The organism is Methylomonas sp. MgM2, assembly GCF_054172045.1.
In genome coordinates this window covers 14,391-38,420 of the sequence record NZ_JBSYXO010000006.1, presented here as the reverse complement: position 1 = coordinate 38,420, position 24,030 = coordinate 14,391, and the positions used below count along the sequence as shown (strand labels likewise).

24 protein-coding genes are annotated in these 24,030 nt (G+C 51.0%); 7 read left to right on the top strand and 17 right to left on the bottom strand.

The window, feature by feature from the left end:
* Nucleotides 1-32: 32 nt before the first annotated feature.
* Complete coding sequence (locus tag ACW73I_RS06630) at nt 33-3,230, top strand: conjugal transfer protein TraG N-terminal domain-containing protein (protein WP_458028454.1); 3,198 nt, start codon at nt 33-35, stop codon at nt 3,228-3,230.
* A gap of 24 nt (nt 3,231-3,254) precedes the next feature.
* Here the strand turns inward: ACW73I_RS06630 and ACW73I_RS06625 are convergent, their stop codons facing one another.
* From ACW73I_RS06625 to ACW73I_RS06600, 6 genes are all read right to left on the bottom strand, one after another.
* Nucleotides 3,255-3,602, bottom strand: a complete 348-nt coding sequence (locus ACW73I_RS06625; RefSeq protein ID WP_458028453.1) for a hypothetical protein — start codon at nt 3,600-3,602, stop codon at nt 3,255-3,257.
* A 612-nt stretch (nt 3,603-4,214) separates the two neighbouring features.
* Nucleotides 4,215-4,847, bottom strand: coding sequence for a pyridoxamine 5'-phosphate oxidase family protein (locus ACW73I_RS06620; RefSeq protein ID WP_458028452.1), 633 nt, complete (start codon nt 4,845-4,847; stop codon nt 4,215-4,217).
* Between the two features lie 60 nt (nt 4,848-4,907).
* Nucleotides 4,908-5,453: a carboxymuconolactone decarboxylase family protein gene (locus ACW73I_RS06615; RefSeq protein ID WP_404359416.1), complete on the bottom strand. Its 546-nt coding sequence runs from the start codon at nt 5,451-5,453 to the stop codon at nt 4,908-4,910.
* 247 nt (nt 5,454-5,700) lie between these two features.
* Nucleotides 5,701-6,171 (bottom strand): nuclear transport factor 2 family protein, encoded by a 471-nt coding sequence (locus ACW73I_RS06610; RefSeq protein WP_458028451.1) that lies wholly within the window; start codon nt 6,169-6,171, stop codon nt 5,701-5,703.
* An 84-nt stretch (nt 6,172-6,255) separates the two neighbouring features.
* Nucleotides 6,256-6,510, bottom strand: coding sequence for a glutaredoxin 3 (gene grxC, locus ACW73I_RS06605; protein WP_458028450.1), 255 nt, complete (start codon nt 6,508-6,510; stop codon nt 6,256-6,258).
* Between the two features lie 61 nt (nt 6,511-6,571).
* Nucleotides 6,572-7,309: a cysteine hydrolase gene (locus tag ACW73I_RS06600; RefSeq protein WP_458028449.1), complete on the bottom strand. Its 738-nt coding sequence runs from the start codon at nt 7,307-7,309 to the stop codon at nt 6,572-6,574.
* A gap of 317 nt (nt 7,310-7,626) precedes the next feature.
* Between ACW73I_RS06600 and ACW73I_RS06595 the strand changes: the two genes are divergently transcribed.
* Nucleotides 7,627-9,444 carry a sigma-54 interaction domain-containing protein gene (locus tag ACW73I_RS06595; protein ID WP_458028448.1) on the top strand — a complete coding sequence of 606 codons (1,818 nt, stop codon included), beginning with the start codon at nt 7,627-7,629 and terminating at the stop codon, nt 9,442-9,444.
* A gap of 113 nt (nt 9,445-9,557) precedes the next feature.
* On the opposite strand, the gene ACW73I_RS06590 is transcribed toward ACW73I_RS06595, so the two are convergent.
* From ACW73I_RS06590 to ACW73I_RS06580, 3 genes are all read right to left on the bottom strand, one after another.
* On the bottom strand, nt 9,558-10,415 hold the full coding sequence (locus tag ACW73I_RS06590) for a pirin family protein (RefSeq protein ID WP_458028447.1): 858 nt from the start codon (nt 10,413-10,415) through the stop codon (nt 9,558-9,560).
* An 83-nt stretch (nt 10,416-10,498) separates the two neighbouring features.
* Nucleotides 10,499-11,068 (bottom strand): YceI family protein, encoded by a 570-nt coding sequence (locus ACW73I_RS06585; protein ID WP_458028446.1) that lies wholly within the window; start codon nt 11,066-11,068, stop codon nt 10,499-10,501.
* Between the two features lie 66 nt (nt 11,069-11,134).
* Complete coding sequence (locus tag ACW73I_RS06580; protein WP_458028445.1) at nt 11,135-11,737, bottom strand: FMN-dependent NADH-azoreductase; 603 nt, start codon at nt 11,735-11,737, stop codon at nt 11,135-11,137.
* A 104-nt stretch (nt 11,738-11,841) separates the two neighbouring features.
* Between ACW73I_RS06580 and ACW73I_RS06575 the strand changes: the two genes are divergently transcribed.
* The gene (locus ACW73I_RS06575) at nt 11,842-12,723 is read left to right on the top strand and encodes a LysR family transcriptional regulator (protein ID WP_458028444.1); all 882 of its coding nucleotides are present in this window, start codon (nt 11,842-11,844) and stop codon (nt 12,721-12,723) included.
* Nucleotides 12,724-12,830: 107 nt separating this feature from the next.
* On the opposite strand, the gene ACW73I_RS06570 is transcribed toward ACW73I_RS06575, so the two are convergent.
* A complete protein-coding gene (locus ACW73I_RS06570) occupies nt 12,831-13,550 on the bottom strand; it encodes an FMN-dependent NADH-azoreductase (RefSeq protein WP_458028443.1) in 720 nt (239 codons plus the stop codon).
* 133 nt (nt 13,551-13,683) lie between these two features.
* On the opposite strand from ACW73I_RS06570, the gene ACW73I_RS06565 reads away from it, so the two are divergent.
* Complete coding sequence (locus ACW73I_RS06565; RefSeq protein WP_458028442.1) at nt 13,684-14,538, top strand: LysR family transcriptional regulator; 855 nt, start codon at nt 13,684-13,686, stop codon at nt 14,536-14,538.
* Between the two features lie 587 nt (nt 14,539-15,125).
* The gene (gene ltrA, locus ACW73I_RS06560; RefSeq protein ID WP_458028441.1) at nt 15,126-16,439 is read left to right on the top strand and encodes a group II intron reverse transcriptase/maturase; all 1,314 of its coding nucleotides are present in this window, start codon (nt 15,126-15,128) and stop codon (nt 16,437-16,439) included.
* On the opposite strand, the gene istB is transcribed toward ltrA, so the two are convergent.
* The 3 genes from istB to ACW73I_RS06545 form a co-directional block, all read right to left on the bottom strand.
* Nucleotides 16,400-17,146 (bottom strand): IS21-like element helper ATPase IstB, encoded by a 747-nt coding sequence (gene istB / locus ACW73I_RS06555; protein WP_458028440.1) that lies wholly within the window; start codon nt 17,144-17,146, stop codon nt 16,400-16,402. The genes ltrA and istB overlap by 40 nt on opposite strands.
* Nucleotides 17,143-18,690: an IS21 family transposase gene (gene istA / locus ACW73I_RS06550; protein ID WP_458028439.1), complete on the bottom strand. Its 1,548-nt coding sequence runs from the start codon at nt 18,688-18,690 to the stop codon at nt 17,143-17,145. Before istA ends, istB begins: the two co-directional genes overlap by 4 nt.
* 201 nt (nt 18,691-18,891) lie before the next feature.
* Complete coding sequence (locus tag ACW73I_RS06545) at nt 18,892-19,197, bottom strand: hypothetical protein (RefSeq protein WP_458028438.1); 306 nt, start codon at nt 19,195-19,197, stop codon at nt 18,892-18,894.
* A gap of 92 nt (nt 19,198-19,289) precedes the next feature.
* On the opposite strand from ACW73I_RS06545, the gene ACW73I_RS06540 reads away from it, so the two are divergent.
* Both ACW73I_RS06540 and ACW73I_RS06535 read left to right on the top strand, forming a co-directional pair.
* The gene (locus ACW73I_RS06540; protein ID WP_458028437.1) at nt 19,290-20,366 is read left to right on the top strand and encodes a hypothetical protein; all 1,077 of its coding nucleotides are present in this window, start codon (nt 19,290-19,292) and stop codon (nt 20,364-20,366) included.
* 139 nt (nt 20,367-20,505) lie between these two features.
* Entirely contained in the window at nt 20,506-21,027 is a 522-nt protein-coding gene (locus ACW73I_RS06535) for a flagellar protein FlhE (protein ID WP_458028436.1), read from the top strand.
* Between the two features lie 52 nt (nt 21,028-21,079).
* Here the strand turns inward: ACW73I_RS06535 and ACW73I_RS06530 are convergent, their stop codons facing one another.
* The 4 genes from ACW73I_RS06530 to ACW73I_RS06515 form a co-directional block, all read right to left on the bottom strand.
* Nucleotides 21,080-21,634 (bottom strand): hypothetical protein, encoded by a 555-nt coding sequence (locus tag ACW73I_RS06530; RefSeq protein WP_458028435.1) that lies wholly within the window; start codon nt 21,632-21,634, stop codon nt 21,080-21,082.
* Nucleotides 21,635-21,871: 237 nt separating this feature from the next.
* A complete protein-coding gene (locus tag ACW73I_RS06525; protein ID WP_458028434.1) occupies nt 21,872-22,369 on the bottom strand; it encodes a hypothetical protein in 498 nt (165 codons plus the stop codon).
* 185 nt (nt 22,370-22,554) lie between these two features.
* Nucleotides 22,555-23,337 carry a hypothetical protein gene (locus ACW73I_RS06520; protein WP_458028433.1) on the bottom strand — a complete coding sequence of 261 codons (783 nt, stop codon included), beginning with the start codon at nt 23,335-23,337 and terminating at the stop codon, nt 22,555-22,557.
* A 73-nt stretch (nt 23,338-23,410) separates the two neighbouring features.
* Nucleotides 23,411-23,989: a hypothetical protein gene (locus tag ACW73I_RS06515; RefSeq protein WP_458028432.1), complete on the bottom strand. Its 579-nt coding sequence runs from the start codon at nt 23,987-23,989 to the stop codon at nt 23,411-23,413.
* Nucleotides 23,990-24,030: the final 41 nt, after the last annotated feature.

Sequence of the window (24,030 nt, the reverse complement as noted above, 5' to 3'; positions counted from 1 at the left end):
TTCTCCCTCGTTGTTTAATAGGCAGGTCGCCCATGTTTGAAATCTTCTCGGTGGGCGATTCCGCCTATTTGCAAGCCGTACTGAATGCGATCGCGATGATCTCCGGGACCGGCGATTACCGCACCGCCGCGGCCGTCGGTGGCTTGATCGGTGTCATCATCGTCATGCTGCGGGCATTATTGCATTGGGATGGTCGGGGCATTCGTTACCAGGATTTATTGCTGGCGTATGTGTTGTGGCTGATGTTGTATGCGCCGTCGGTGCGGGTGTCGGTCGAGGATGCCTATACCGGTAGCGTGGTGGTCGTTGATAATGTACCGTTGGGTCCGGCGGTCGTGGGTAGCGTGATGTCGAACATGGGCTATCGGACCACGCGATTGTTCGAACAAGGTTTTGCCACACCGTCGATGACCGGCAATGGCTTTGCCGATAGTTTGCAAACCTTGACGGCGGTGCGGAAGAATTTGTTGTCCAGAATTAACTTGGGTGCGGCCAATATGCCGAATGCCGGCAGCGATATGGAAACCTCGTTTGCCAATTATGTGCGCGAATGCACGTTGACCGGTGTCGATCTGAACCAGAAATCGGTGGATGCCATCTTGCGCGATGCTGATCCGTTGAATGCTATCCGCTTTGATTCCGACATTTACATGACCCAAATCTTTGTCGGCGGCCAACCGCAAACCAAAACCTGTACGGATGCCTGGGCCGATTTGAGCGTGGTGGCCAATGGCAATTTCGCGACGGCGTTGGAAGGCTTGTTGCAACCGACCTTGGGTGTGCCGGCGGCAGCCGACACGGTGCCGAAAATACAGGATGCCTTCGACGCGTTGGCAGGGCCTGGTGTAGTCGATGCCGCCGATTACATGCTGATGTCGGCCATCCTGCCGATGTTCGAGAAAGGCGTGATCGGCCGGCATGAAGACGGTTTGCATTGGAACAAGGCAGCCATGGTCGAACAAGCCATCCAGCAACGCAATACCCAATGGGCCGCTGAACAAACCTTGTTTGCCAAGATCGTCCGGCCCATGATGGCCTTCATCGAAGGTTTGAGTTATGCCATCGCACCGATCATGGCCTTCGTGGTGATGCTGGGCAATGTGGGTATCCGAATGAATATCGGCTACTTCTCGATGTTGTTGTGGATCCAATTGTGGATGCCGATACTGGCGGTGATCAATCTGTTCATCCAAATGTCGGCCGCCGGCAAGATGGCGGCACTGACCACGGCCACCTACAATCTGCCGTCGATGATGGGTATTTACCAGCTGGATATGGAATTGCAGCAATGGTTGTCGATTGGCGGCATGTTGGCGGCGTCAACACCGGCCATTACCTTGATGCTGATCTATCGTGGTGCGGTAACGGCCACCCATTTCCTGGGGCGGATGGATGGCGGCGACACCATTAACGAAAGAATTGCCACGCCCGATGTGATCAGCCCGGCGCCGGTTTTGAATGCGCAAGCGCAGCATCAATACAGTCCATTGTCGGCGGTCACCCAAACCGGTGTCGACAAAGTGCTACCCACCTTTACAGCCGGCAAGGACATGAGTGCGGCGGTGTCGTCGGCTTACAGCGCTTCGGAACAAGCCACCAGCAGCTTCATGCACAGCGTGTCATCGACTGCGTCGAAGTCGGCCAGTATCACCAGTGATGCGTTTGACAGCCGTTCGTTGGGCAATCAAATCGCCAGCAGTTCGAGTTATACCGATGCCTATAACCGTCAGTTTGGCGAGGCCTTTGCCAAGAAACATGCCGATACCGGGATTTCCGCCGATCAATTCTCGGCGTTGGTGGCCGGCAGTGCCAATGCCGGGGCCAAGCTCGGTAACGACCAATTGAGCGGTGCCATTTCCGGCCGCTTGCAGAACGATTTCAAAGTCAGTCAGGACAAGTCCGATGCGATTGCCGCGGACATCAGCCAAACGGTCAACGATAGTCAGGGCTATCAAGCCGGGTTGGCGAAAAGCCTGGCACTGGATGCGCAAACCGGCACCCGAAACGTCGCCTCAATGGGACTGCAAAATCAATCGTTATCCTCGTTGCAACACAGCGCAACCGATGCGGTATCCGCCAGCGAATCCTATCAACAAACCCTATCGGCCCAACAACGCTTCGGGACACAAGCCAGTTTCGGTGCGGCGGAGACGGGATACAAAATCGCTAATGACAACACGTTGATGGAGCGCCTGGATCAGGCGTTGGATCAATACGGTTTGCGCGGCGATACGCAGCGACTGGCCTCACAATGGAAAGCCACCGGTTGGATCAGCGATGCCGATCAAGCCTATGCCGCCGCCGGCATGTCGTTATTGACCGGCTTCTCATCACCCAGTTACCGAACACTGGATGATCAGCAATCACACCAGGCACAAATCTCGGGTTACCAACTGCTCGGTGATGCCTTTAATGCGCCGCAAGCCGATCAAAGCTGGAATGCCAGCCGAAATGAATCGCTGAAAACCAAAGTACCGGAAACAAGTAGGGTTGAAGCTATCGTCGAACAGGCCGATCTCAAAGACCCGCGGCCAGAAACCGAATCACTGGATCAGCGTGCTCAAACCAAAATCAGTTCGGCCTCGGGAAAAATTGCCAGTGGTGAGACAAGCATCGAAGCCCAGCATGATAGAAATCTTGAAATACGAGAAGGGCACTCCCAAGAGGGCTTTACCGAGCTTGCCAATATCAAGGCCGAGCATTTCAGGCAATCGATTGCAGCGGCGGCGAATGACACGCCGTCGATGGCCGAAGCATCATATAACTTTCTGGGTGGTAGTCTTTACAATACCGCTAAAAATATCGAGGCCATTGGTACGGCGGGCAGTGCTGGCATCCAAGAATTTGTCGCTAAAGCTAAAGAGGCGCGCGCCAACGGCGCTGATATCTGGGAGTCTATCCAGTATGGCGCATCACATTCCTATTCAGGATTCATGGACGCGACTCGAAGTTGGGCCGATCGGCGTGTTAACTCAGCGGCTGACAAACTAACTCTCGCTCAACAGGCGTACTATCGCGCATCAATGTTTGAAGCGTTTGCAGGTATTGCGGTTGGTGGCGAATATAGTGGCAGCACTGATCAAGCGAGAAAGCAGCTTATCGAGGAGGAAGGCGTTGCTGATGGGCAGAACATTTCCCAATTACTGCGGCAAGCAGCGGGACAAAATAGACCCGATCTAATCGAACAGATTGGGAGTTTTAATCGGGCGCGTGGTCGAGTGAATTATTAAAACGACTTTTCTGGCTACGAATAATCAATTCTTTGAAACTTGAGCCAATCCAGCAAAGAGTCCTCGAATTGACATGGCCAGAAAAAATATGAAGATGAAAAATATAAGGTCGTGACGTGCATTGGCAATGATTACCGCAGCCAATACTATAGCTGCCCAGTAGTAGTTGCTTTCATGATTTAACTTTAGCGCTAATTGTTCGACACATTGATAACAAAGCTCTGCAAAAGCCAACGTTCCAATCAGAACGGTTCCCAAAGCCGCGATCGAAATAATCGGATCCGGTAATGAGTCGGTTGATGTGGCAAACCAAGCAACTCCAAAAAATGTTGCGATCAATACCAGTCTTAAGAACACGTCAAATGACAACATGTCATCTGAACAGCGTTGAATGAGTCGTTGAATTCCACTGGGAAACTTAATAAATGTAGCCCCGCAAAAAGGGCATACAGAACGCAAAGGGTGACCATAATAACTGATCACTCTCGGCACCATGAACCGCTGGCAACAGCTGCATTCAACCGTAGAGATATAACGTGAATGAACCGACTGTGATGGATGGGTTTTAAGCTTTAATTGGGATGGACGAGTCGACATAGGTAGTCTCAGGAATCGAAGCAAACCGCAATCGTGCTGTCTAACGGATAAAATATCAAGTCTTTTAACGGGTTTTCGTTTACCGCATTTTCACAGTCGGAAACGGATAAAGCAAATCTTGACAATTGAATCTGTTGACGCAGCCTCAGATTGATCAACGCGACGTTGACCGACTGCTTGGCTACAATGCATTGTGTTGATGGGATTCTGATTTGGGCTTTCATCCCGAATGTAGAGTATGCGAAGAGCCCCTGGACAACCACAGTGACACTTATCCTATGCTGTTGTCCGCTGCTTTCCAGCTATAATCTTGGAATCTCTCGGATTGTGCACCTGAGCATGTTGTATGCCGTTAGACAGCGTGGGCATTCCTCTGATCCAGGGGGCTCATCCGTATTCGCTATGGATTGCAAGCTTGGCACGTAGCTCATTATTTACGGATTCAAGTGCCTCCAGGCGTTCACGAAGCGGCCGAATAGCCTCGGCAATCTCTTGCTCAGTGAAGCGGGGGGTAATGTGTTGTGGACAATTCCAGTCGTAATTTTCAAGCCGCATGCGGAAGATGCGTTCAATCTTGGCTTTATAGCTCGGTACGGTAACCAGCCGTGTAAGTGCCGGGTCGGTATCGAGCGCAATGACTTCGACATGCACGTACATCTTCAACCTGGCGCGGCGCGCATAATCCATGAGCAACAGACAAGCGCGATTTTCGGCCTTTGCGTTGCCGACGCTGATGTATTGCCGGTTGCCGCGGTAATCGGCGAAGGCAAGCGTGCGGTCATCGACCAGTTTGAGGAAGCCGCGTGGACCTCCCCGATGTTGGACGTAAGGCCAGCCGGTTTCGGATACCGTGGCAAGAAAAAAGCTATCGCGATCCGCTATGAATGCAGCCTCGTTCTCTGTGAAACGGTCAAAGGCGCGATGCCCTTTAAAGTTTGACCACAGAGCGTCAGCACCCGATTCCCTTTGCACAGCCCGGACACTGGGTGTCATTGCAATGTCGAGAAAACCATAGGACATGATGAGCCTCCTGTAAAATCGTTGAAACGGCTCGGGACATCTGTCCCGAGCCAGTTACCATCAAGCTGCTTCGAAAGCCCTGACCTCTGGAAAATCGATATCGGTCTTGGCGACCTCGTTGAGGTAGTTGGTAAAACTGTTTTCAGCAACCAGACCGATGATCTCCACGATTTGGGCGTCAGTGAAACCGGCAATCCGCACTTGTGCAATGTCAGCGTTGCTTACATGGCCCCGGTTGCGTGCGACTTTGGATGCAAAGCTCACCGCAGCATGTGCCTTTGCATCGGTCGACGCGCCTTTGCGGTTCAGCGCGATTTCTTCTGAGCTGATTTTGGCCAGATTCAAGCCCAGATAGGTATGGGCGGACAAGCAATAGTCGCAGCCGTTCACCTGCGCAACCGCCAGCGCGATGCGTTCACGCGTCTTGACGTCGAGACTCCTGGAAAGGGCACTTTGGAAGCTGGTGTACGCAGTTAGCGTTGCCGGACTGATTGCAATCAGACGAAACAGGTTTGGGACTGTGCCGAGTTGTTTGTGAACAGCATCGAGTGTGGCTTTTGATGCTTCAGGGACATTGTCGAGGGTTGGAATAGAAATACGTGACATGGTTTTTCTCCTTTATCAATGACCGCCTGTTTGAGGCGGGGTTAGTGATTTCCGCTAGCCACCCGGCCAGCGGAGGTAACCGCCGGTTTTCGGCGGCTATTCGGTCGTAGGTTTGCTTTATTACAAGTGCTGTGCCAGATTTATTTTTAATAAAAACAATGGGATATAAAAACAAACACCTTAAAAATTTGCGAAACATAAAAAGTTACGGTTCGATACTCAAAAAATTGAGGAACCGACCGGCTAGTCACAGACCTAATTCGGTAAGGCCTTGGTGCCCGTCGGGGCGACGACCCAGCGGCCAGTGAAACAAGCGATGTGATTCACTGATCGGCAGGTCATTGATGCTGGCGATGCGCAGGCGCATTAGACCACTATCATCAAACTCCCAGTTCTCGTTGCCGTAAGAGCGAAACCAGTTGCCCGCGTCGTCGTGCCACTCGTAGGCAAAGCGGACGGCGATACGGTTGCCTGTGAACGCCCACAGCTCTTTAATCAGTCGATAGTCCAGTTCTCTTGCCCATTTGCGGCGCAGAAACCCGACTATTTCTTTGCGACCGTTAAGGCGTTCTGCGCGATTGCGCCACTTGCTGTCGGGCGTATAGGCCAAAGCAATTTTTTCCGGATCTCGGCTATTCCAGGCATCTTCGGCCAGGCGAACCTTCTGCGCTGCCGTTTCGGCGCGATAAGGGGGTAGTGGTGGTCTTGTTTCGTTCATGGTTTTCACCTCTTGGTTAAACTTCACGCAAAGGCTGAAGCCTTTGGAATAGCCTCAGCCTAAGGGTTGGTGTCTTGCTCTCAATCAGTTACATAGACTGACTTCTGAGCGCTTGGATAAGTCGATCTTGGAAAGGTCGTCAAATCCGCCGATGTGTTTGCCGTCGATAAATATCTGCGGCACCGTGCGGCGGCCCGAACGTTCGATCATCTCGAGCGTACGATCTTGATTTGAGGTGATGTTAATTTCCTCGAAGTCGAGTCCTTTGGAACTCAACAGCGCCTTCGCTTGCTTGCACCAGGGGCATATATCCGTTGAGTAAATTTCGATTTTGTTCATTTGCGTGTCCTCTATTAGATTTATTACAGGTTTTTTAAAACATTGTTGGATGCTTATTCGCTTACTTGGCCCGCATGGCTTTGACGGCTTGTTCGGTGGTCCACACCGTGTTGGCCATGTAGCGGAAGTTCACTAGAGCTGCTGCGTAACCATCGCCTTCCTCGACCTGGGCCGCCGCCGTCGCGTCAGACACGACGGCCACCTCGAACCCCTGCTCGAGCAGTTCCCGCATGTGCGATTCGGTGCACAAGTTGGCGGACATGCCGGCCAGCACCACCTTGTCAATACCTTGCTTACGTAGCTGCAATACCAGATCGTTCGTCTCCGGGCCGTAAACCTTGTGTGGGCTAGTCACCGTGGTATGGCCGTCGTTGATGTAGGGTTTGTAACGCTCCAGCCAATCCGCACCGGAGCCACTAAAGCCTTCGATCGTCAGCGGGCCCTTGCGATTGAACATGCCAATTTTGTGCATCAGGGCCTCAAGCGCGCCTTCGAACTTCCAACCGTGGTCGTGCGGGTAATAGTAGTGCGGCGAAACGAACACTGGGATGCCTTCAGTCTTCGCTGTCTTGAATAAGGCCTCGATGTTCTCTACGGTATGGTTGGCTTCGACATTTTTGCCCACCACGCCCCAGGTAACACCTTTAGGACTGAGGAAATCGTTCTGCGGATCGGTCACAACCAGCGCGGTGTTTCCCTTTTCGATTTGCATGCCGGGATTGGGTAAGTCGGCAAGTGCGATTGAGATAGCCGCTGCCAGGGATGCTGCCGCACCTAGTGTTTTAATAATGGTTTTCATGGTTTTCTCCTGTTGTGGCTTCCGCCACAGGTCGAGTAACATAAAAAGCTAACATTTAGGGTGATTAGCGAGTTGAGGGCTGTCATTCGTATACCGCGTCTAAGATAAGGTCGAAGATCGGTATCCGATGGATGCCAATACAGAGGCGCTATTTAGCGCTCATCTCGGAATCTCCTGTCTTGCACATGTTCTATGGCAAAGTGTGTGCCATGATGAATTTCTATTAAAAACAAAGAGATAAAAAAGCCAGGCCACCTCAACAAATTGCGTAACTCAAAAAGTTGTGGCCTAATCCTGAAAAAACTGTGGAGAGCCTCATGATTGAATGGCTGATGCAACACGCACCCGCGCTATTGTCTGTGCTGGATGAAAACCTGGTTTGCCGTCACCTCAGTCGGGGCTGGCGCGCTCGGCTCGGCTTATTGAATACCGATACCGGGTCTGAGCTATCGATTTCAAAACTCTTGCTGGTTAATGACACGCCATCCTTGAAACAAAAACTACAGGAGTCACTAAGTTCAGGCTCGCCGCTACAGGACGTTCCCGTGTCCCTGCTGTGCGAAAACGGCCTTACGCAGGGCTTTCTATCGGTTTGGCCGGTTCAATTGGAGTCAGGGTTAACGGGGCTTGGCTTGGCGGCCACTTGCAATACCAACCTGAACCAGGCGCTTGATGAACTTCGTCGCTTGCGTACCATGCACGAGTTGATACTCAAAGCCGCAGGCGAAGGGATTTATGGGCTCGATAGCAACGGCAAAGCGACATTCGGTAATGCGGCAACCAAGGAAATTCTGGGCTGGAATCCGGAGGAAGTCATCGGAAAGAGGGTGCATGATATTCATCACCATTCGTATCCGGATGGTTCGCCTTATGTGCACACCGAATGTCCGATCTATGCAGCTCTACAGGATGGCGAAGTACATAGAGTGGATGACGAAGTGTTCTGGCATATCGATGGTTCCGCCGTGCCAGTCGAGTACACCAGCACGCCGATCCGCCGGGATGGCAAAATCGAGGGTGCGGTGGTGGTGTTTCGGGATATTTCGAAACGCAAGGAGATCGAGCGGCAGCGCGAGGCCGCGTTTCAGGAGATCAAACAGTTGAAGGAACAACTGGAGCAAGAACGCGACTATCTGCGCGACGAGATAAAGACCGTGTCGGATTTTGGCGACATCATCGGTAATAGCCCGGCACTGCAACGTACCATGGCCCAGATCGAAGCCGTCGCCGCGACGCCGGCCAATGTGCTGATTCTGGGTGAATCAGGTGTCGGTAAAGAGATGGTTGCTCGCGCCATCCATGACAGGAGTGAGCGGGCCGGCAAACCACTGGTTAAGGTTAACTGTGCTTCCATTCCTAAGGACTTGTTCGAGAGCGAGTTTTTCGGTCATGTGAAAGGCTCCTTTACCGGCGCGCATCGAGATCGTGCCGGCCGCTTGCAGTTGGCCGACGGCGGTACGGTGTTCCTTGACGAGGTCGGCGAAATTCCATTGAGCCTGCAAAGCAAGTTGTTGCGCGCCCTGCAAGAAAAGGAGTTCGAAAGAGTCGGCGATGAGCGGACGATCAAGGTGGATGTACGGGTTGTTGCGGCTACCAATAGAGATTTGGAAACCGAAGTAAAGGCCGGGCGATTTCGAGAAGATCTGTACTATCGTTTAGGCGTGTTTCCGATTCTGGTGCCGCCGCTAAGGCATCGCCGTGAAGATATAGGGCTTCTGGCCGAGCACTTCCTGGAACGTACTTGTGCGGAGCTTGGCCGCGACCCGATGTCTTTATCGAAACAGCAGGTGCAGCGACTCATGACACATAGCTGGCCGGGCAACATCAGGGAACTCAGAAACATCATCGAACGCGCAGTGATCCTGAGTACCGGCAATCGGGCGCGTTTCGACTTGGCGATGCCGGATGAAGCCGGCACAACATCAGACATAACGATAAACCCGGAACCGTCGGATGAAGCCGATTTTGTCACAGAGGCCGAGATGCGGGAACGAGAAAAGGCTAACCTGATCGCTGCACTGCGACACGCCGATTGGCGTGTGTGGGGACAGGATGGTGCCGCTGAATTACTGGGGATTAAACCGTCAACGCTAAAGTATCGCATGACGGTTCTGGGGATAAGCAAGCCTAGTTAAGGCGTTGGCGTTCCGGCCGGAATGTTTTGTCCGATGGTTCGGATCACCCAGCTAAGATAGCGAGCAGCCGCGACGAGGAATGAGCGGTATCCGGCTCGCACTCGAATCACTACTCATACCAGTTGTCCATTTTGATAATCGCTCAACGCTTGATCGACTTCTTCCCGTGTATTCATGACGAATGGCCCATATTGCACGACAGGCTCCCGCAAGGGCCGACCTGCAAGCACTAGAAAAGCGGCGGGCTGGTCGATGCTACGAATTTCGATGCGATCGCCAGCAGACAAGACGCCTGCCATCTGCGATTCCAACGAGCGAGACTGATCGGCCGTACCGATTTCAATCTTTCCTTCATAGGGATAAACAAAGGCATTGTGCTCTTGAGCAACTGCTTGAGTAAATTGCCCATGCGCCGGCAGCCTGACATCCAGAAACAACGGTTGGGTGGTTAGACCCTGGATTGGGCCGTTGACGGTCGTACCATCAAGGTCAACAGTACCTGCAATGACTTTGATTTCAGCGCCGTTCGGCAATTCAAGCAACGGCATTTCATCGGGCTGAATATCCTGATAACGCGCAGGTTTCATTTTTTCCTTGGCCGGCAAGTTGATCCAAAGCTGAAAGCCGCGCATGCGTCCACTTTCTTGTTGCGGCATTTCCGAATGAATAATCCCACGTCCCGCCGTCATCCATTGGGCTCCACCGCTTTTCAAATCGCCTTTATTACCCAGATGATCTTCATGCAGCATATGGCCGTCCAGCATGTAGGTCACCGTTTCGAAACCCCGATGCGGATGACTGGGGAATCCGGCGATATAGTCGTCGGCATTGTTCGAAGAAAATTCGTCGAGCATCAGAAAAGGATCGACGCGCAGTGTCTGATTTTGTCCCAAACTACGGCGTAGCTTGACCCCGCCACCATCCGAAGTGGCAATCGAGGGAATGATTTGCTGAAGAGTACGTGTTTTCATACCAGCTCCTTATCGAATCGGGGCAGAAGCTTACTCCCCAATTCGAGTTTGCATTTAGATCAACCGCGTCTATACCTAGCCGCTTATTCTTTGACGGCTTCGACCGGAATGGTTACGGTTACTTCATCACCGACATTCGGAGCAAATTTACCCATATTGAAATCGGTCCGTTTGACAGTCGTTGTTGCATTAGCGCCGCAGGCCTCCTTTTTCAGCATCGGATGCGGCATACATTGGAAGGAGGTTACCGTCAGCGTCACCGGTTTACTAATGCCTTTAAGAGTCAACGTCCCTTCCACGCTGGTCAAATTGTCGCCGTCGAATGTCAGCTTGTCGGATTGAAAAGTCATCGTCGGATAGTGAGCAGTATCCAGAAAATCGGTACCTTGTATATGTTCATTGAACAAGACAAAGCCGGTATTGACCGAGGTGGTATCAACAGTCACGTCTACCGAACCGATTTTGGCCTGACGATCCAACACGATTTTGCCGGTGGATTTATCGAAGCGGCTAAGCTGGGTGGAATAGCCAAAATGGCTATAGGAAAATCGCGGCAAAGTATGCTTACCATCGATTATGTAGGTTTCCGGGGCCGCTAATACGGTGGTGGAAACTAAAGCGGCTATCGGTAGAAAGAGGGGCGGTTTCATCATAAATCTCCAGTGATTATGGAAAAAATCGGTTGCTCGAAAAGTATTCAAGATGACCTTGATCGGCTTTCACGCGGCCAGTGCATTCAATTTCACGTTGGCTTCCACCAAAGCTTTTTCTTTGATTTCGCTGTTCATATCCATGCCTTCGGCGTAAATGAATTCCACATCTGAAATCCCTAACAAACCGAGAAAATTGTGGATATAAGCGGTTTGCGTATCCAGTGCCGTTCCGGCGTATTGGCCGCCGCGCGTTGCAAAGATATAGGCCTTTTTGCCGCTCAATAAACCTTCCGGGCCATTTTCCGTATAACGAAACGTCAGGCCGGGCCGTGAAATATGATCAAAGTAAGCTTTAAGCGTCGATGGGATGCTGAAGTTGTACATGGGCACACCGATGACGAGAATGTCCGACTGTTTGAGCTCATTGATTAAATCATCCGATAGCTTGACTAATTGTTGCTGCGCCGCTGTTCGGCCTTCTGCTGGCGCTAAAAAAGCGGTCACGCGTTCCGCATCCAGATGCGGCACGGGCGATAAGGCCAGATCGCGTATTTTGATTTGGCTATCAGGCTGATTGCGCTGCCAAGCGGAAACAAATGCATTGCTCAGTTGGCTGGATTGTCCGTCCGCTGAAAATACGCTGGATTGGATTTGCAGTAAGGTGGTCATGGCACTTCCTCGATAAGTAACGGTGGCTTTATTTAAACCGTTAATTAATCGATTAAAAAGTATAATTATTCGGCAAAAATGATTCATTTATTAGATAGGTTGCCATGAGTTCTTACATTACCCTGGAGCAGTGGCGCGCTCTGATCGGCGTGGTCGACGCGGGCGGTTACGCCCAAGCGGCTGAAAAGCTCAATAAAAGCCAGTCGGCGGTCACTTATGCCGTGCAAAAAATCGAAACCCTGTTGAACGTCAAAGCCTTCGAGATTCATGGGCGAAAATCAGTTTTGACGCCGACCGGGCAGATGCTCTATCGACGGGCGTTAGCGCTGGTGAACGAAGCGAATGAACTGGAACGAGCGGCGCATCAGTTGTCTGCTGGTTGGGAAGCCACCATCACGCTGGCCGTTGAAATCCTGTTCCCGTCGGCCAAGTTGCTGGCCTGCTTGGACCGATTTGGTCAGGAAAGTCCCGGTACGCGCATTGAACTGATCGAATCGGTATTGGGCGGAACCGCTGATGCGCTGTTGAGCGGACAAGTCGATTTAGCGATTTCACCGCAGGTGCCGCCGGGCTTTCTGGGCGATGTGCTGACTCAGGTCAGGTTAGTAGCCGTGGCCCACGCCGATCATCCATTGCATCAGCAAGCGCATGCCTTGACTTACCGCGACCTGCGGAATTTCCGCCATATCGTGGTGCGCGATTCCGGCAGCAAGCGCGATCACCGGGCGGTGACGGTTGAAGTTAATCAGCGCTGGACGGTCAGTCACATCGCCACATCAATCGAGGCCGTGGCGAACGGTTATGGTTTCGCCTGGTTGCCGGAAACCCATATTCGCAAGGAAATAGAGTCAGGGCTACTCAAACCCTTGCCACTACAAGAAGGCTCGATCCGAGAAGTACCTTTGTATTTGATCGTAACCCGTTCAGATTTTGCCGGACCGGGCGTACAACGCTTCGCTGCGTTATTAAGAGAAGTAACGGATTGAGATGCGCGGTCTCTTTCTTTGTTTAAGAAATACGGGCTAAACATTCCATAGCTTTGGGATATTTTGGGCTAAATCGTTTTACGCAATGCTCGAATGCTTGACCGGCCTCAGCCTGCCAAACGTTGTGCAAGGCTTTTGGTAACTTTTCCAGCCGTTAGCCTCAGCTTTTCGGCCAATACAGAAGCGAGTTCATTGGCTTTAGACTCAGCCATTTGCAATGATTTTTCATGCCTATGATCTGCAAACTCCTGATATTCTGACCCTATCTGGTAAATTTCTGTCACGCCTAAGTACTTGCTCAAAGTGCGTAAATGCGGCACTAAATGACTGGATGCTTCGTTTATTCCGCCTTTTTCAAAACCAAACTCGCCGCTTGAAGTAATAATCAGTAATGTCTTGCCAGACAATAGAGGAACCAAAGGCTTATCGCCGCGCGCCAAATCAAAATCAAAGGTTTTGTTGATGCGTATGATTTGATCAAACCAAGCTTTTAACTGCGCAGGCATTCCGTAGTTATACATTGGTGATGAAATAACGATGAAATTAGCTTTTTCGACCTCAGCAATAAGCTCATCTGACTGCGCCAAAATCTGCTGTTGCTGAGAAGTTCTTTTCGATTCCGGGGTAAATACTGCGCCTATCCAATCTTGAGTAATAAACTGAGGCGGATTTACGCCGACATCACGATAAATATACTCATCTATGTTAACTCCCTCTTTCAACCGTGAAATAAACTTTTTTGCCAGCTTTTTAGAAATGGAACCGTGCTCTTGGTTTGCATTCGAAATGGCTCTAACACTAGAATCCACATGTAAAATAACATTCATTTTTGATACCTCTTCTTGTTAAATCTGACTGTTATTTTTCTGCTTCATAGGCCTAATCACAAACGAGTAAAAAACACTTAAAGATGAGTAAAATTCATCTATTATTTATTTTGCTGTTTAAGGAGAAGAAATCATGCAAGTTTCTTTGCCCGCGCTCAAGGCGTTCGAATCAGCTGCCAGACTGGGGAGTTTTAAAGCAGCAGCCGCTGAATTATCCATTTCACCCACAGCTGTTTCTCATCACATTAATAAACTTGAGCAGCGATTAAGCGTTACCTTATTCATACGTACAGCAAGAAAGGTGGCACTCACTGAACTTGGTAAAGAACTGGCAGCCGCTACTAGCCAAGGTTTTCAAACGATTGAAACGGCGATCGAAAAAATTGCTGTAAAAGATAAACAAATTAATGTCGCAACCACATCGTCATTTGCCGCTTTGGTACTCATTCCCGCTCTTCAAGAATTTTATTCTCAATACCCTGAGAGCAACGTGAATATCACCAGCGGTGAGAGCATTGAAGCAAACAACTTCACCTTACCCATTCGGCTCGGTGAAATTGACAAACAATCAAGCACTGACGTAATCAAACTCGAACAATTTAATTTATTTTGCTCAGCTTACACTGCCGCACAATTTAATCAGACAGAGCAAATGACTATTTACACCACCGATTGGAAAAATAGCAGCTTACCAAGCGTGCCATTGCAAGCATGGCTGCAACTCAACGGCTTACAAAATAAGCAAATTCAAGTTAGGCGTTTTGATCAAGAGTTATTTGGTATTCAACAATCTTTGCTAGAAAACGCCTATGTATTCTGTTCAAGGACGCTTACTCAAGGCTATGTAAAAGCAGGCGTGTTAATCGAGTTGAACACCCAAGCCATCAATTCTCAGCTCTGTTACTACATAGCAAATAAAGAAAAACACCTTTCTCGACATAACTTTATGTTTATAGAATGGTTAGACAAGTTACTTATAGAGAGGTAAATCCCCAGCAATCAAGACAAAGCTCGGTAGATGCGGTGAGGTACGAACCGCATGTGCGCCTGTGAAGGCGCGTAAACAGCACGGTGAAAGTCCGTGTCGGAGGAAGCCATGACTCCGTAATCAAAAGTAACTGCGTCACCGCGAGGTGGGGTGGAGAGCAACTGGCGATGAACGACCAGTCCGTAGGAGACGAACTCGATTCGGCGGGATGTAGCGGCGAGCCTGCGTGTGGAAGGCGAAGCCCGAAAATTGTCCTTGACGTTGCGATGGCGGCTAAAACGATCAAGGGGCGCATCAAGTGCTTGGGGATGGAATGGTCGGAAGTTTACGCGAGATAAGCAGGGAGACCTGCCGCTGCGAGAGAACGGCGGCAGGAGTCAGAGCCTTCGTAGTACTGTAAAGCGATGAAGCTGTCCAAGGTCAGCCCAACCTGGGAAACCGGGTCAATAGAACCGAGGCGAGTCCTCCGGAACCTAAACACAGTGGAAACGCCGGAAAAGCGCGGGACAACACAACCCGGGCCGAGGGAAGGGAGGTAGGAAAGTGGATGCGAGAAAGACAGACAACGTACCGAGAGGAGTCACGAAGTGTCGGAGACGGCTAAACAAGCGACAGAATCCTGCGAACCGCGAGTGCCGTGGGTGGAAACGAGTGTCTGGACGGACCGCATGTTGGCGGCACTGGCTAACGGTGTCAAAGGTGGTAAATGGTTCAGTTTGTACGACAAAGTGTACCGGCCGGAGGTCCTCATGGCCGCATGGCTAAGGGTGAAGCGTAACAAAGGTTCGGCGGGCGTGGATCGTGTCAGTATCGAGCGTTTCGAAGCCCAAGCGTCGCAGTATTTGGACGAGCTGCACCAAGCGCTGAAAACCGGGCAGTACCAGCCACAGCCGGTTAGACGGATCGAAATTCCCAAAGGCGACGGTAAAACGCGCCCGCTGGGTATTCCGACGGTCAAAGACCGCATCGTGCAAGCGGCGCTGAAAAGCGTCATCGAACCGATTTTCGAACAGCAATTTCTGGATGAGAGCTATGGATTCCGTCCCGGACGCGGCTGTAAGGATGCGCTCAGAGACGTAGACCAAAGCCTGAAAGCGGGGTACTGCTGGGTGGTTGATGCCGACATCCAAGGCTACTTCGACACCATTTCGCATGAAAGGTTGATGGAACGAGTCGAAGCATCGATCAGTGACGGCAAAGTCCTCGTGCTGATTCGGCGATTTCTCGAACAAGATATCCTGACCGAAGCACGGTGCTGGACGCCGGAGAAAGGGACGCCGCAAGGCGCGGTGTTGAGTCCGCTGCTGGCGAACCTCTACCTGCATCCGCTGGACGAACGGCTGACGAGGGACGGTTTTCGGCTGGTACGCTATGCCGACGATTTCGTGATCCTCTGCTACAGTCGGGAGGAAGCCGAGCGCGCGTTGGTACTGGTGCGAGGCTGGATGACCCAAAACCAGTTAACCTTACACCCCGACAAAACCCATATTGGCGATTGTCGGGAACCGGGTCAAGGGTTCGAGTTTCTCGGATACCGATTCGAAGCGGAGCGACGGACGGTCAGACGGAAAAGTCTGAACAAGTTGAGAGACGCGATTCGGTCGCGTACTCGGCGGACATCCGGCGAATCGATCGAGCGGACGATACAGAAGCTTAATCCGGTGTTGAAAGGCTGGTTCGGCTATTTCAAGCACGCGCACAAATACACGTTCAACACGTTGGATGCGTTTGTGCGACGGCGACTGCGAGCCATCCTGCTGAAACAGAACAAGAAGCGAGGCTGTGCCAACAGTAAAAGCGCCTCCTTTCGCTGGAAGAATGCCTACTTTGCCGAACGCGGGCTTTTCTCATTACATGAAGCTTACGTGATGGCAAGCCAATCCCGATGTGGAAACCACTGACCGGAGAGCCGTGTCGGATGGGCTCGATGGACGATCCGATCCAGAATCGCGTCGGCAACAGTGGCGTCTTCGAACAATTCGTACCATTTATTAGTCGGATATTGACTGGTAAGAATCAAGGAGCCGACCATCGATTGCTGATCCAGGATTTCTAAAAGTATCGGCCCTAATTGAGCGGGTACGCCGCCAATGCCGACATCGTCGATGATTAACAACGATGCGCTGATTAATTGACGTCGCAGTTTGGGCAAGCTGCCGTCGGCCATTCCCACGGTTAAATTCTCAAATAAGCGGGTTGCGGTCATATAGAGCGTACTTAACCCTCGCCGGCAGGCTTGTTGACCAAAGGCACAGGCGATCCAGCTTTTGCCTGTGCCGGTCGTACCGGTCAAAATCAGGTTTTGTTTTTGCCGCATCCATTCACCGGTCGCCAAGGTTTGTATTTGCAAAGGGTCCAAGCTACGTTGATTACGGTAATCGATGTCTTCGAGTACCGCCTGGGAATAACGGAGTTTGGCGTTTTTCAATAGTCGTTCGATTTTGCGGGCGTCTTTACTTTGTAGCTCCTGCTCGATCAACAAACCTAGGCGTTGTTCAAAAGGCATGGCGGTATATTTCGGTTCGGACTGCTGTTTTTCCAAGGCGGCCGCCATGCCGTGCAGGCCAAGCTGAGCAAGTTTATGGGGTATGGTTCCGGCGATGATCATAGCGGTGTCTCCGATGTGGTGGTGAAATAATCAGCGCCACGCAAGTTCTCATGTTCGATCACCTTGACGGTTGTCACCGTTGACAAACGGTTATCGGCATTGGTACGAATAATGCCCCTTAGCCGATCAAAACCCAGGCAATTCAACCGTAGTGCATGGGTACAAGCTGATTCAATGCGCCCCTGCCAGTTGTCTTTCTGGGCGTCTCGCCTTAATAATTGCGCGGCTTTCAGACGGCTGGCAAAGTGGCGCTTGTCTTCCAAACTACGTTGCAGAAACGTCACGGTAGACGGACCAATGGATTGCGCCCAGGTCTGTAATCCTTCCAGTGTCCCTTCGCGAAACAAACGGTGGTTGGGCGGCATATGCTCGTCCAAGGTGGTTCGGCCTGGGCCAATTTGGCGGATATGCGATGCTACTAGCTGGCGTTGGTAGTAGACGTGAACAAACTCGTCGTTGGCCCGAATATCGACGTGTTGATGGGCGTAGGTATACAGCACTGAATACTGGTGTTGCTCATAGTCAACGTGGTAACTTTCATCGACTCTGACCTGGTAGCGCCATTGGCTATAAGGATAGGGATCGCTGCGAAGCCCTTCTAACACCGGTGCATCCAATTCGAAAAAGCGTTGGAACCGACTATTCGGATAAGTACGAGTGGTACGCTCATTGAGTTTTTCCATCCAGTAGCTGATGGCGGTATTCAATTCGTCCAAGCTAAAGAACACTTGATCGCGTAACCGGGCCAGCACCCAACGCTGCACGATTTGTACGCCGATTTCGCCCAGTGATTTATCCTTAGGCTTACGCGGTCTGGCCGGCATTATGATGAAATCGTAATGCTCGGCAAGTTCCTGATACGCGGAGTTGAGCAACAATCCCTGCTTGTTGTTCTTCAGCACGGCGGATTTTAGATTGTCCGGGACGATGTAACGTGGTACGCCGCCGATGTGCGCCAACATGAGCGCGTGAGCCTTGAGCCAGTCGGCGATTTTCTGGGATGCGACGGCAACGGCAAACAAATACCCGGAAGCGCCCAACGCGCCGACAAACACCTGGGCGAACCAAACTTCCCCGGTTTTGGCGTCGCGAATCGGCATGGTACGTCCACAGAAGTCGACGAAGATATATTCGCCCGGAAAGTAGATTTGCCGCAGGCTAATCTTACAAGTGCGTTTCCAGGCCCGGTAACGGCGAGCATATTGTTCATAAGACAATCCATCGGTATTGCGTTGACGATATTCCTCCCAAAGCAATTGCAAGGTCATATCCCGTTTGTACAATTCGGAATGCACCTGAATCCAGTCCGGAACAGGCTTTCGGGAATCGCCCGGTTTTTTACCGCCGAACAACGCTTGATACAGTTTACCGTCATCCAAAGCTTGGAGATCGGCCCAACTCAATTGCTTATCGACCAATTGGGCTTGAACCGCTTTTGCGGTATTAGGTGAAATGTGGCAGGTGCGACCAATGGATCGCATCGAAAGGTCAGGGTCGGCCAACAGTCGAATCACTTGGCGCAACGTGGTTATGGATATTTTCATTGTCTTTCCTGGCACCAGGGCGTGTGAAGTCCTCCGCCCGGCGCGATGTATTAAAAAATGGGTATAGGAGCAGACAGCCGGCTTGACGCCGGCCTGAATTAGATCGACAATGAAACCGTCATGAGTGGTTGAATTTCTTGACGGTTTCTTGAAAAGCCCGGGGTTGCAGCCCTGGGCTTTTGTCGTTCTCAGTCTGCGAATTTAGTCGTGTTTGTCGGTTAGCTCATTCGGTTTCTCCTGGTCTTTACTAGTTTGCGGGATAGACAAGCGCTGCTCGGCCAGCCAACGCGCGACATCCTGCGTCAACGCAAACCGGCCACGCCGGCCTTCGATTTCGAATTCCACCACCGGTATCCGCTGCCGCAAACGGGCTTGGCGGTAAGCCGCCGGATTGGTAAATCCCAACAGCTTCCATAGATCGCGACTTGCCAAGAGCGGGCCGTACAGACGAGTCAATGTCTCCTGCAATTCCTGTACTAAGGGCTCAATCGACTCGGGTTGTGTCATGTCACGTTCGGTAGCAATTTTTGATGCGCCATAGGGTAACTGATGTACGCTATCCGCGAAACAGGAGAGATTGAGCAAACTTTTACCCTAAAATGGCAACAATAAGTCAATTAAAACAATCGTGTATCAATTTTCGCCTCGACGATGCGAAAAAAGCGATACTTCAACCAATTGCCGATAATCCCTACAATCCCCGTTTGATCAACCGCCTAAGAACGCAGTATTGGTATATCGGTCTTCAGCAGAAAGCCCAATTAGCCACCGCCTACCAATTGGAAAAGCACTTCGAACCCCAAGATAAGACCGAGGATGGCATACCGTTACCTGCAAAAAACAAGTGGAGTAAATACCAAGCCGGTAAACACAAGCCCGGCGCCGCGTTGATTGCCTTGGTGGATGCCAAGGCACCGGGCTCCGCCCGAGACATCAATCATCCGCTCTGGGAAGTGCTACGTCTGGGTAATCGGGTGCTACCGAAAATCGATAATTGGCTGGAAAAGTTGGAGCCACAGGTTCAATCGATTGTGTATCGATCCGCGAAAGACGGCGGCATTAGCGCCGCTAAGCACCGTCAACCTTACTCGTCGTCAGTGAGCCGCCGGTTGCTCAAATTAGCGAGTCTCGATACGTTGACGGCCTTAGTGCTGTATTGGCGTGAGTCCAAGCAACAGGGCAATCATGTCCACAACCGCTGGCTAGCCCAAGACATTTACAAAATGTTACTGATGATGGGGAGGAATTTCCTGTCTCGCCGGATTGGAGAAGAATTGTATGTGGTGTTTGTGGCGCAAATCTTTTGCCAAACCGATTGGGGAGATAGGCAGTTCTTGGTCAACTCCGTTCATTACCTTTGGGCTATTGAATTGCTGAATACTGCCCTCTATCAAGTGCCGGCATTAAAACCTTTCGCCTCGTGGGCCAATCGTCGCCGAGCTATGTACCTATTGTTGCAAGGCCAATACGGGTTTGATGTGCCGCTTGGCCTGGGTGTAGTACTCGCACCCAATTGGCGATACGGACCGCCGACCGAACAACAATGGAAAACCTGGCAATCGGATTTTATGGAATGGCAATGGGGTTGGATACACCTGTGCCAAGAAACCAAAAGCTCCTATGGTGAGGATTGGCTTTGGAAGGAGTTGGAGAAGGAAATTCAGGGCGGGCGATGACCGACTAACGGTTGGGCTGCGCCTGTGACGATATGACGCAGTTCAGATGTTAGGCCATAAACGATACTCCGTCGCGGGCTAAGCTCGTTGCCCGCAAACTGAAGTACATTTTGGAGTTATTTTTTAGGAGTGTAATGGTATGGTTACAAAAAATTTGGTTAGGAGTATTTTACTTAGCATCGGCTTAATGGCTGTTATGCAACCGGTTTTTGCTCAGACAGGCTCGGTTGTCGCTACGGTTGAGGCTGTTCCGGCACCGGACATTGCTGGCGGACTTCCAGATTCCCCGCTTTTGGCCATTTCGCCTCTTGCGTCTTCCGGCGCCTGGGTAAATAGCGGCGGTGGCCCAACCCTATACTCTAAAAATGTTTGGTACTATCTCTATCTGAATCCAGTCGGTAGCGTTCCTGCCAATGCAACCATTACCTCTGTGTCTTGGAGTTGGGGGTTGTCGCGAATTCCATCCGGGTTAACGGTTGGACTTTGTCACCAGACAGCGGGATGCGGGAATGTCACCAGCTATCCATCAGGAGCAACGTCGATTTTTAACGATTATCCGGCAAATAAAATGATGTATTTCGCCTTTTATGTATCAGGTACGGGAACGATGTCTCCTGTTTATGGTCAAGTCGATCAGGTCATCGTTAACTATCAATATTAAGTGGTAACTAACAAGGCCGCTTAGCCTATAAGCGGCCTTGTGTAGCCGAATATTAAAAATATCGAGTTATCTTGTCAGTACCTGTGGACTGTAAGTAACTTTCCGGAAGCGTTTTGTTAAACTCCATAATTGTTTTAAATATTTCCGCTCCGCTAGCCCCATTTGCCTTCATATCGCTGTAAATTTGGATGCGCTGGTTTCGGATCGATGATGCCTGAGCCTCAAACTCAGCTTGTCCTTGAGTCATCTGCGCCCAAGCCTCAGTGTCATTTGCGGTTGGCAAATGACCATTAACCATAGGAATTGGCCTCAAGTCGATTGAATAGGCATATGCTTGGGCCATTTCATCTGCAAATTTAGGGTCACTGTTAACATTATCGACAAGTTTTTTCGCGGCTGCCGATACGGGATCGGTTGCATCTTTGGAAGGCTGAGAGGCTTCGTTTAATGCTTTATAGGCATTATCGCTAATATTCACGGAATCGGCGTTTGCCAATCTGGTATTGGTATTGTCGTTCTTAAACACATTACTATTTGATTGATAATTGCTGGCAACTGATGAAGTGCCGTAAGTCGGGTGCGTATTCGATGTCGTGTTTACAAACATGCTCTATCTCCTTATTAAACTGTAATTCAAACATTCAAAATCAGTTTTTAAATTATTAGCATGATTTGTGCCAGCGAACTTTGACAGTTTTATGGCGTTCTGATGGCTGTTTTCGGCATTGGCTTGCCGCCAGTTAAAGGCTAGCATCAAAATTAAGCGGCAATGTTTTGCCGTATTGCCGACCTGGCTTTCGGGCTCTAAATTTTTGACATTCCGGGCTTCGTCAATTGCCAAATTTCACGCGTTGGCGTCGATCTGGGAGCCAACTCTTAACGACGTTATGGCATTGTCCAGATTGTAGAGTGTGTGAAGCACATTGCCAAAAAAGCGCCTAGCATCGTCCCAGCCTTGTTCGCCACTGTCGATCACGCGGTTAACGAGGGCATAGCGCCTTTCGTATTCCTGGATAGCATCTATAGGCTTATCGGGGTTCAAGTCGTATTGGTCATCGTTGACCGTCAATACCAGAAATTCCCCGGTGGCATTGTCGGAAATCTCGCCGTTGAAATTCAAATAACCGCCCAACATGGCGAGGTCACGCGGCGAAATATTGTGCAAATCCACGTTCGCCAGTTTTTGTTTCAGTTCATCCGGTTTCAAGGCTATTTGTTTGGCGTCAAACCGCTGGCCGATTGGCGTGCTATCAGCGGTCTTGAATCGATTTTGCCAAGGCATGGGATCGACTTTTTCCAAGAAACGATAGTGATGTTGGGATGAATTTGGACTAATCTGCATTTACACTCCTTAAACCGGTTTGAGGTTTGAGCACAACGCTTAGGAAACCTTCTGCCGTCTGAACAGTTGTCGGCCGGGGTGACGAATGTTTGAGCTTAAAATAATTGACTAAACCGTTAGCCTGGCATGGATGCCTGATGGCTTGAAAATATTGTCGGTTGTGGGGTTGCTTTGCCTTAATGTGCTTACGCCAGCAACCTTTTCATATCGCTAAAAAATGCCTTGTCACGTGCATATTGATCGGAGGGTGTCGAGGCTTTGGCGTATTCCAGCCAGGCCAGAAATTTATCAACGCCCTCGCGGTAGCTGTCGATTTGATCAGTAGGGGCTAAGGCTTTGCTGGTTTGGTCGTTGGCGTTGATCCCATACAGCATGATATGCATCTGAAGCTGATACGTCATCATGTCGCCTTCATCCATGTTTTGCGTCGCCGTTAACCACGCTTGCTTGACTTGTTCCGGCGCGTCGAGCGGCGGAAAGGTGATGGTTTTACCCGCGCCGACTTCCTGAATGCCATCGTGATTGAAATCGACCTGATAACCTTCCGGTAGCAGCAAATTGTAGGCGCCTTCCTTGCTCATCGTCGAGGCGTCGAAGGGCTCGGCCAGACAATGCGCGCGCTGTACCACGCCTTGTTCTTGCGGCGTCAGGCTTTGCAAAAACGCGACCGGATTTTCCATGCCGCCTTGGCTATAGGCGCGATTTAAAATGGCGGCGTAAGCGGTCTGATCGTTGGCACTGGTGCCGCGCACTGCAGCCATTTCGGTGTAAGTCAAGCCCATTACATCCGCCATGGTGGTGGTTGCGTTTTGTGTAGCGGCGTCCGACGACGAGCCGGTTGGCGGGGCGGATTGGTATCGCGCATAGGCAGCTTTAAAGTCGGTGAAAAAATTCGCGTCCGGACTTTGAATCAAATGGCGCTGTTGGATGGCGTTTGGCGTGGTGTTATTGACGATTTGAATATTCATGGCTTATTCCTTGCTGATGGCAGACTGCTATAAAAATGGGCGGTGGCGTTTGAATAAACTGGGAAAGCGCAAGTCAGCCGGCTGCTGCCGGCCACATCATCATGGCCCGGAATCGGGCCGGCTGTTGCGCTTGCAAGTCGTACAAGCGATTGACGATTTCACCGGCGCTAACGCCAGTCGCCTTGGCTGAATCGTACAACTTAACCGCCGCTTGCCGGTATTGGCTGGCCTGCTCTGTGAAGTAGGCTTTGCTTTCTTCGGTGACCAGTTCACCGCTGGTGTAATGCAGCGGATCGTTCGGCGAGGCCCCCAAGCTAATCAAACCACCACCGCCTTGCCCGTCCAATAGCGGTTCGTGCGCCAGAGCGTAGGCAAATTGTTCGAAGTCGCTGGAATGGGGACTCGCCAAAGCGGCGTTGCGCAGAAAGTTTTGTCCGGCGGTTTTTTCTGTCATGAGTTGCTGGAACGTGGCGTTTGCTTGAGTGTCGGTGTTGGCTGTCAATGCTCGCCGGCCGGCGTCGCTGATGCTGACAGTGTCTTGCGTAGCGGTTTGGCTTCGCGGGCCATTATGCGTTTGCACGGTCCGCTGGGCGTTGAACGAGGTGTAATTGAACGAAAAATGGTTGGCTAAGGCTTGAATGGTAGATGTCATGGGCGTCTCCTGTGACAAATCGGCTTGCTCAAACTTGATGC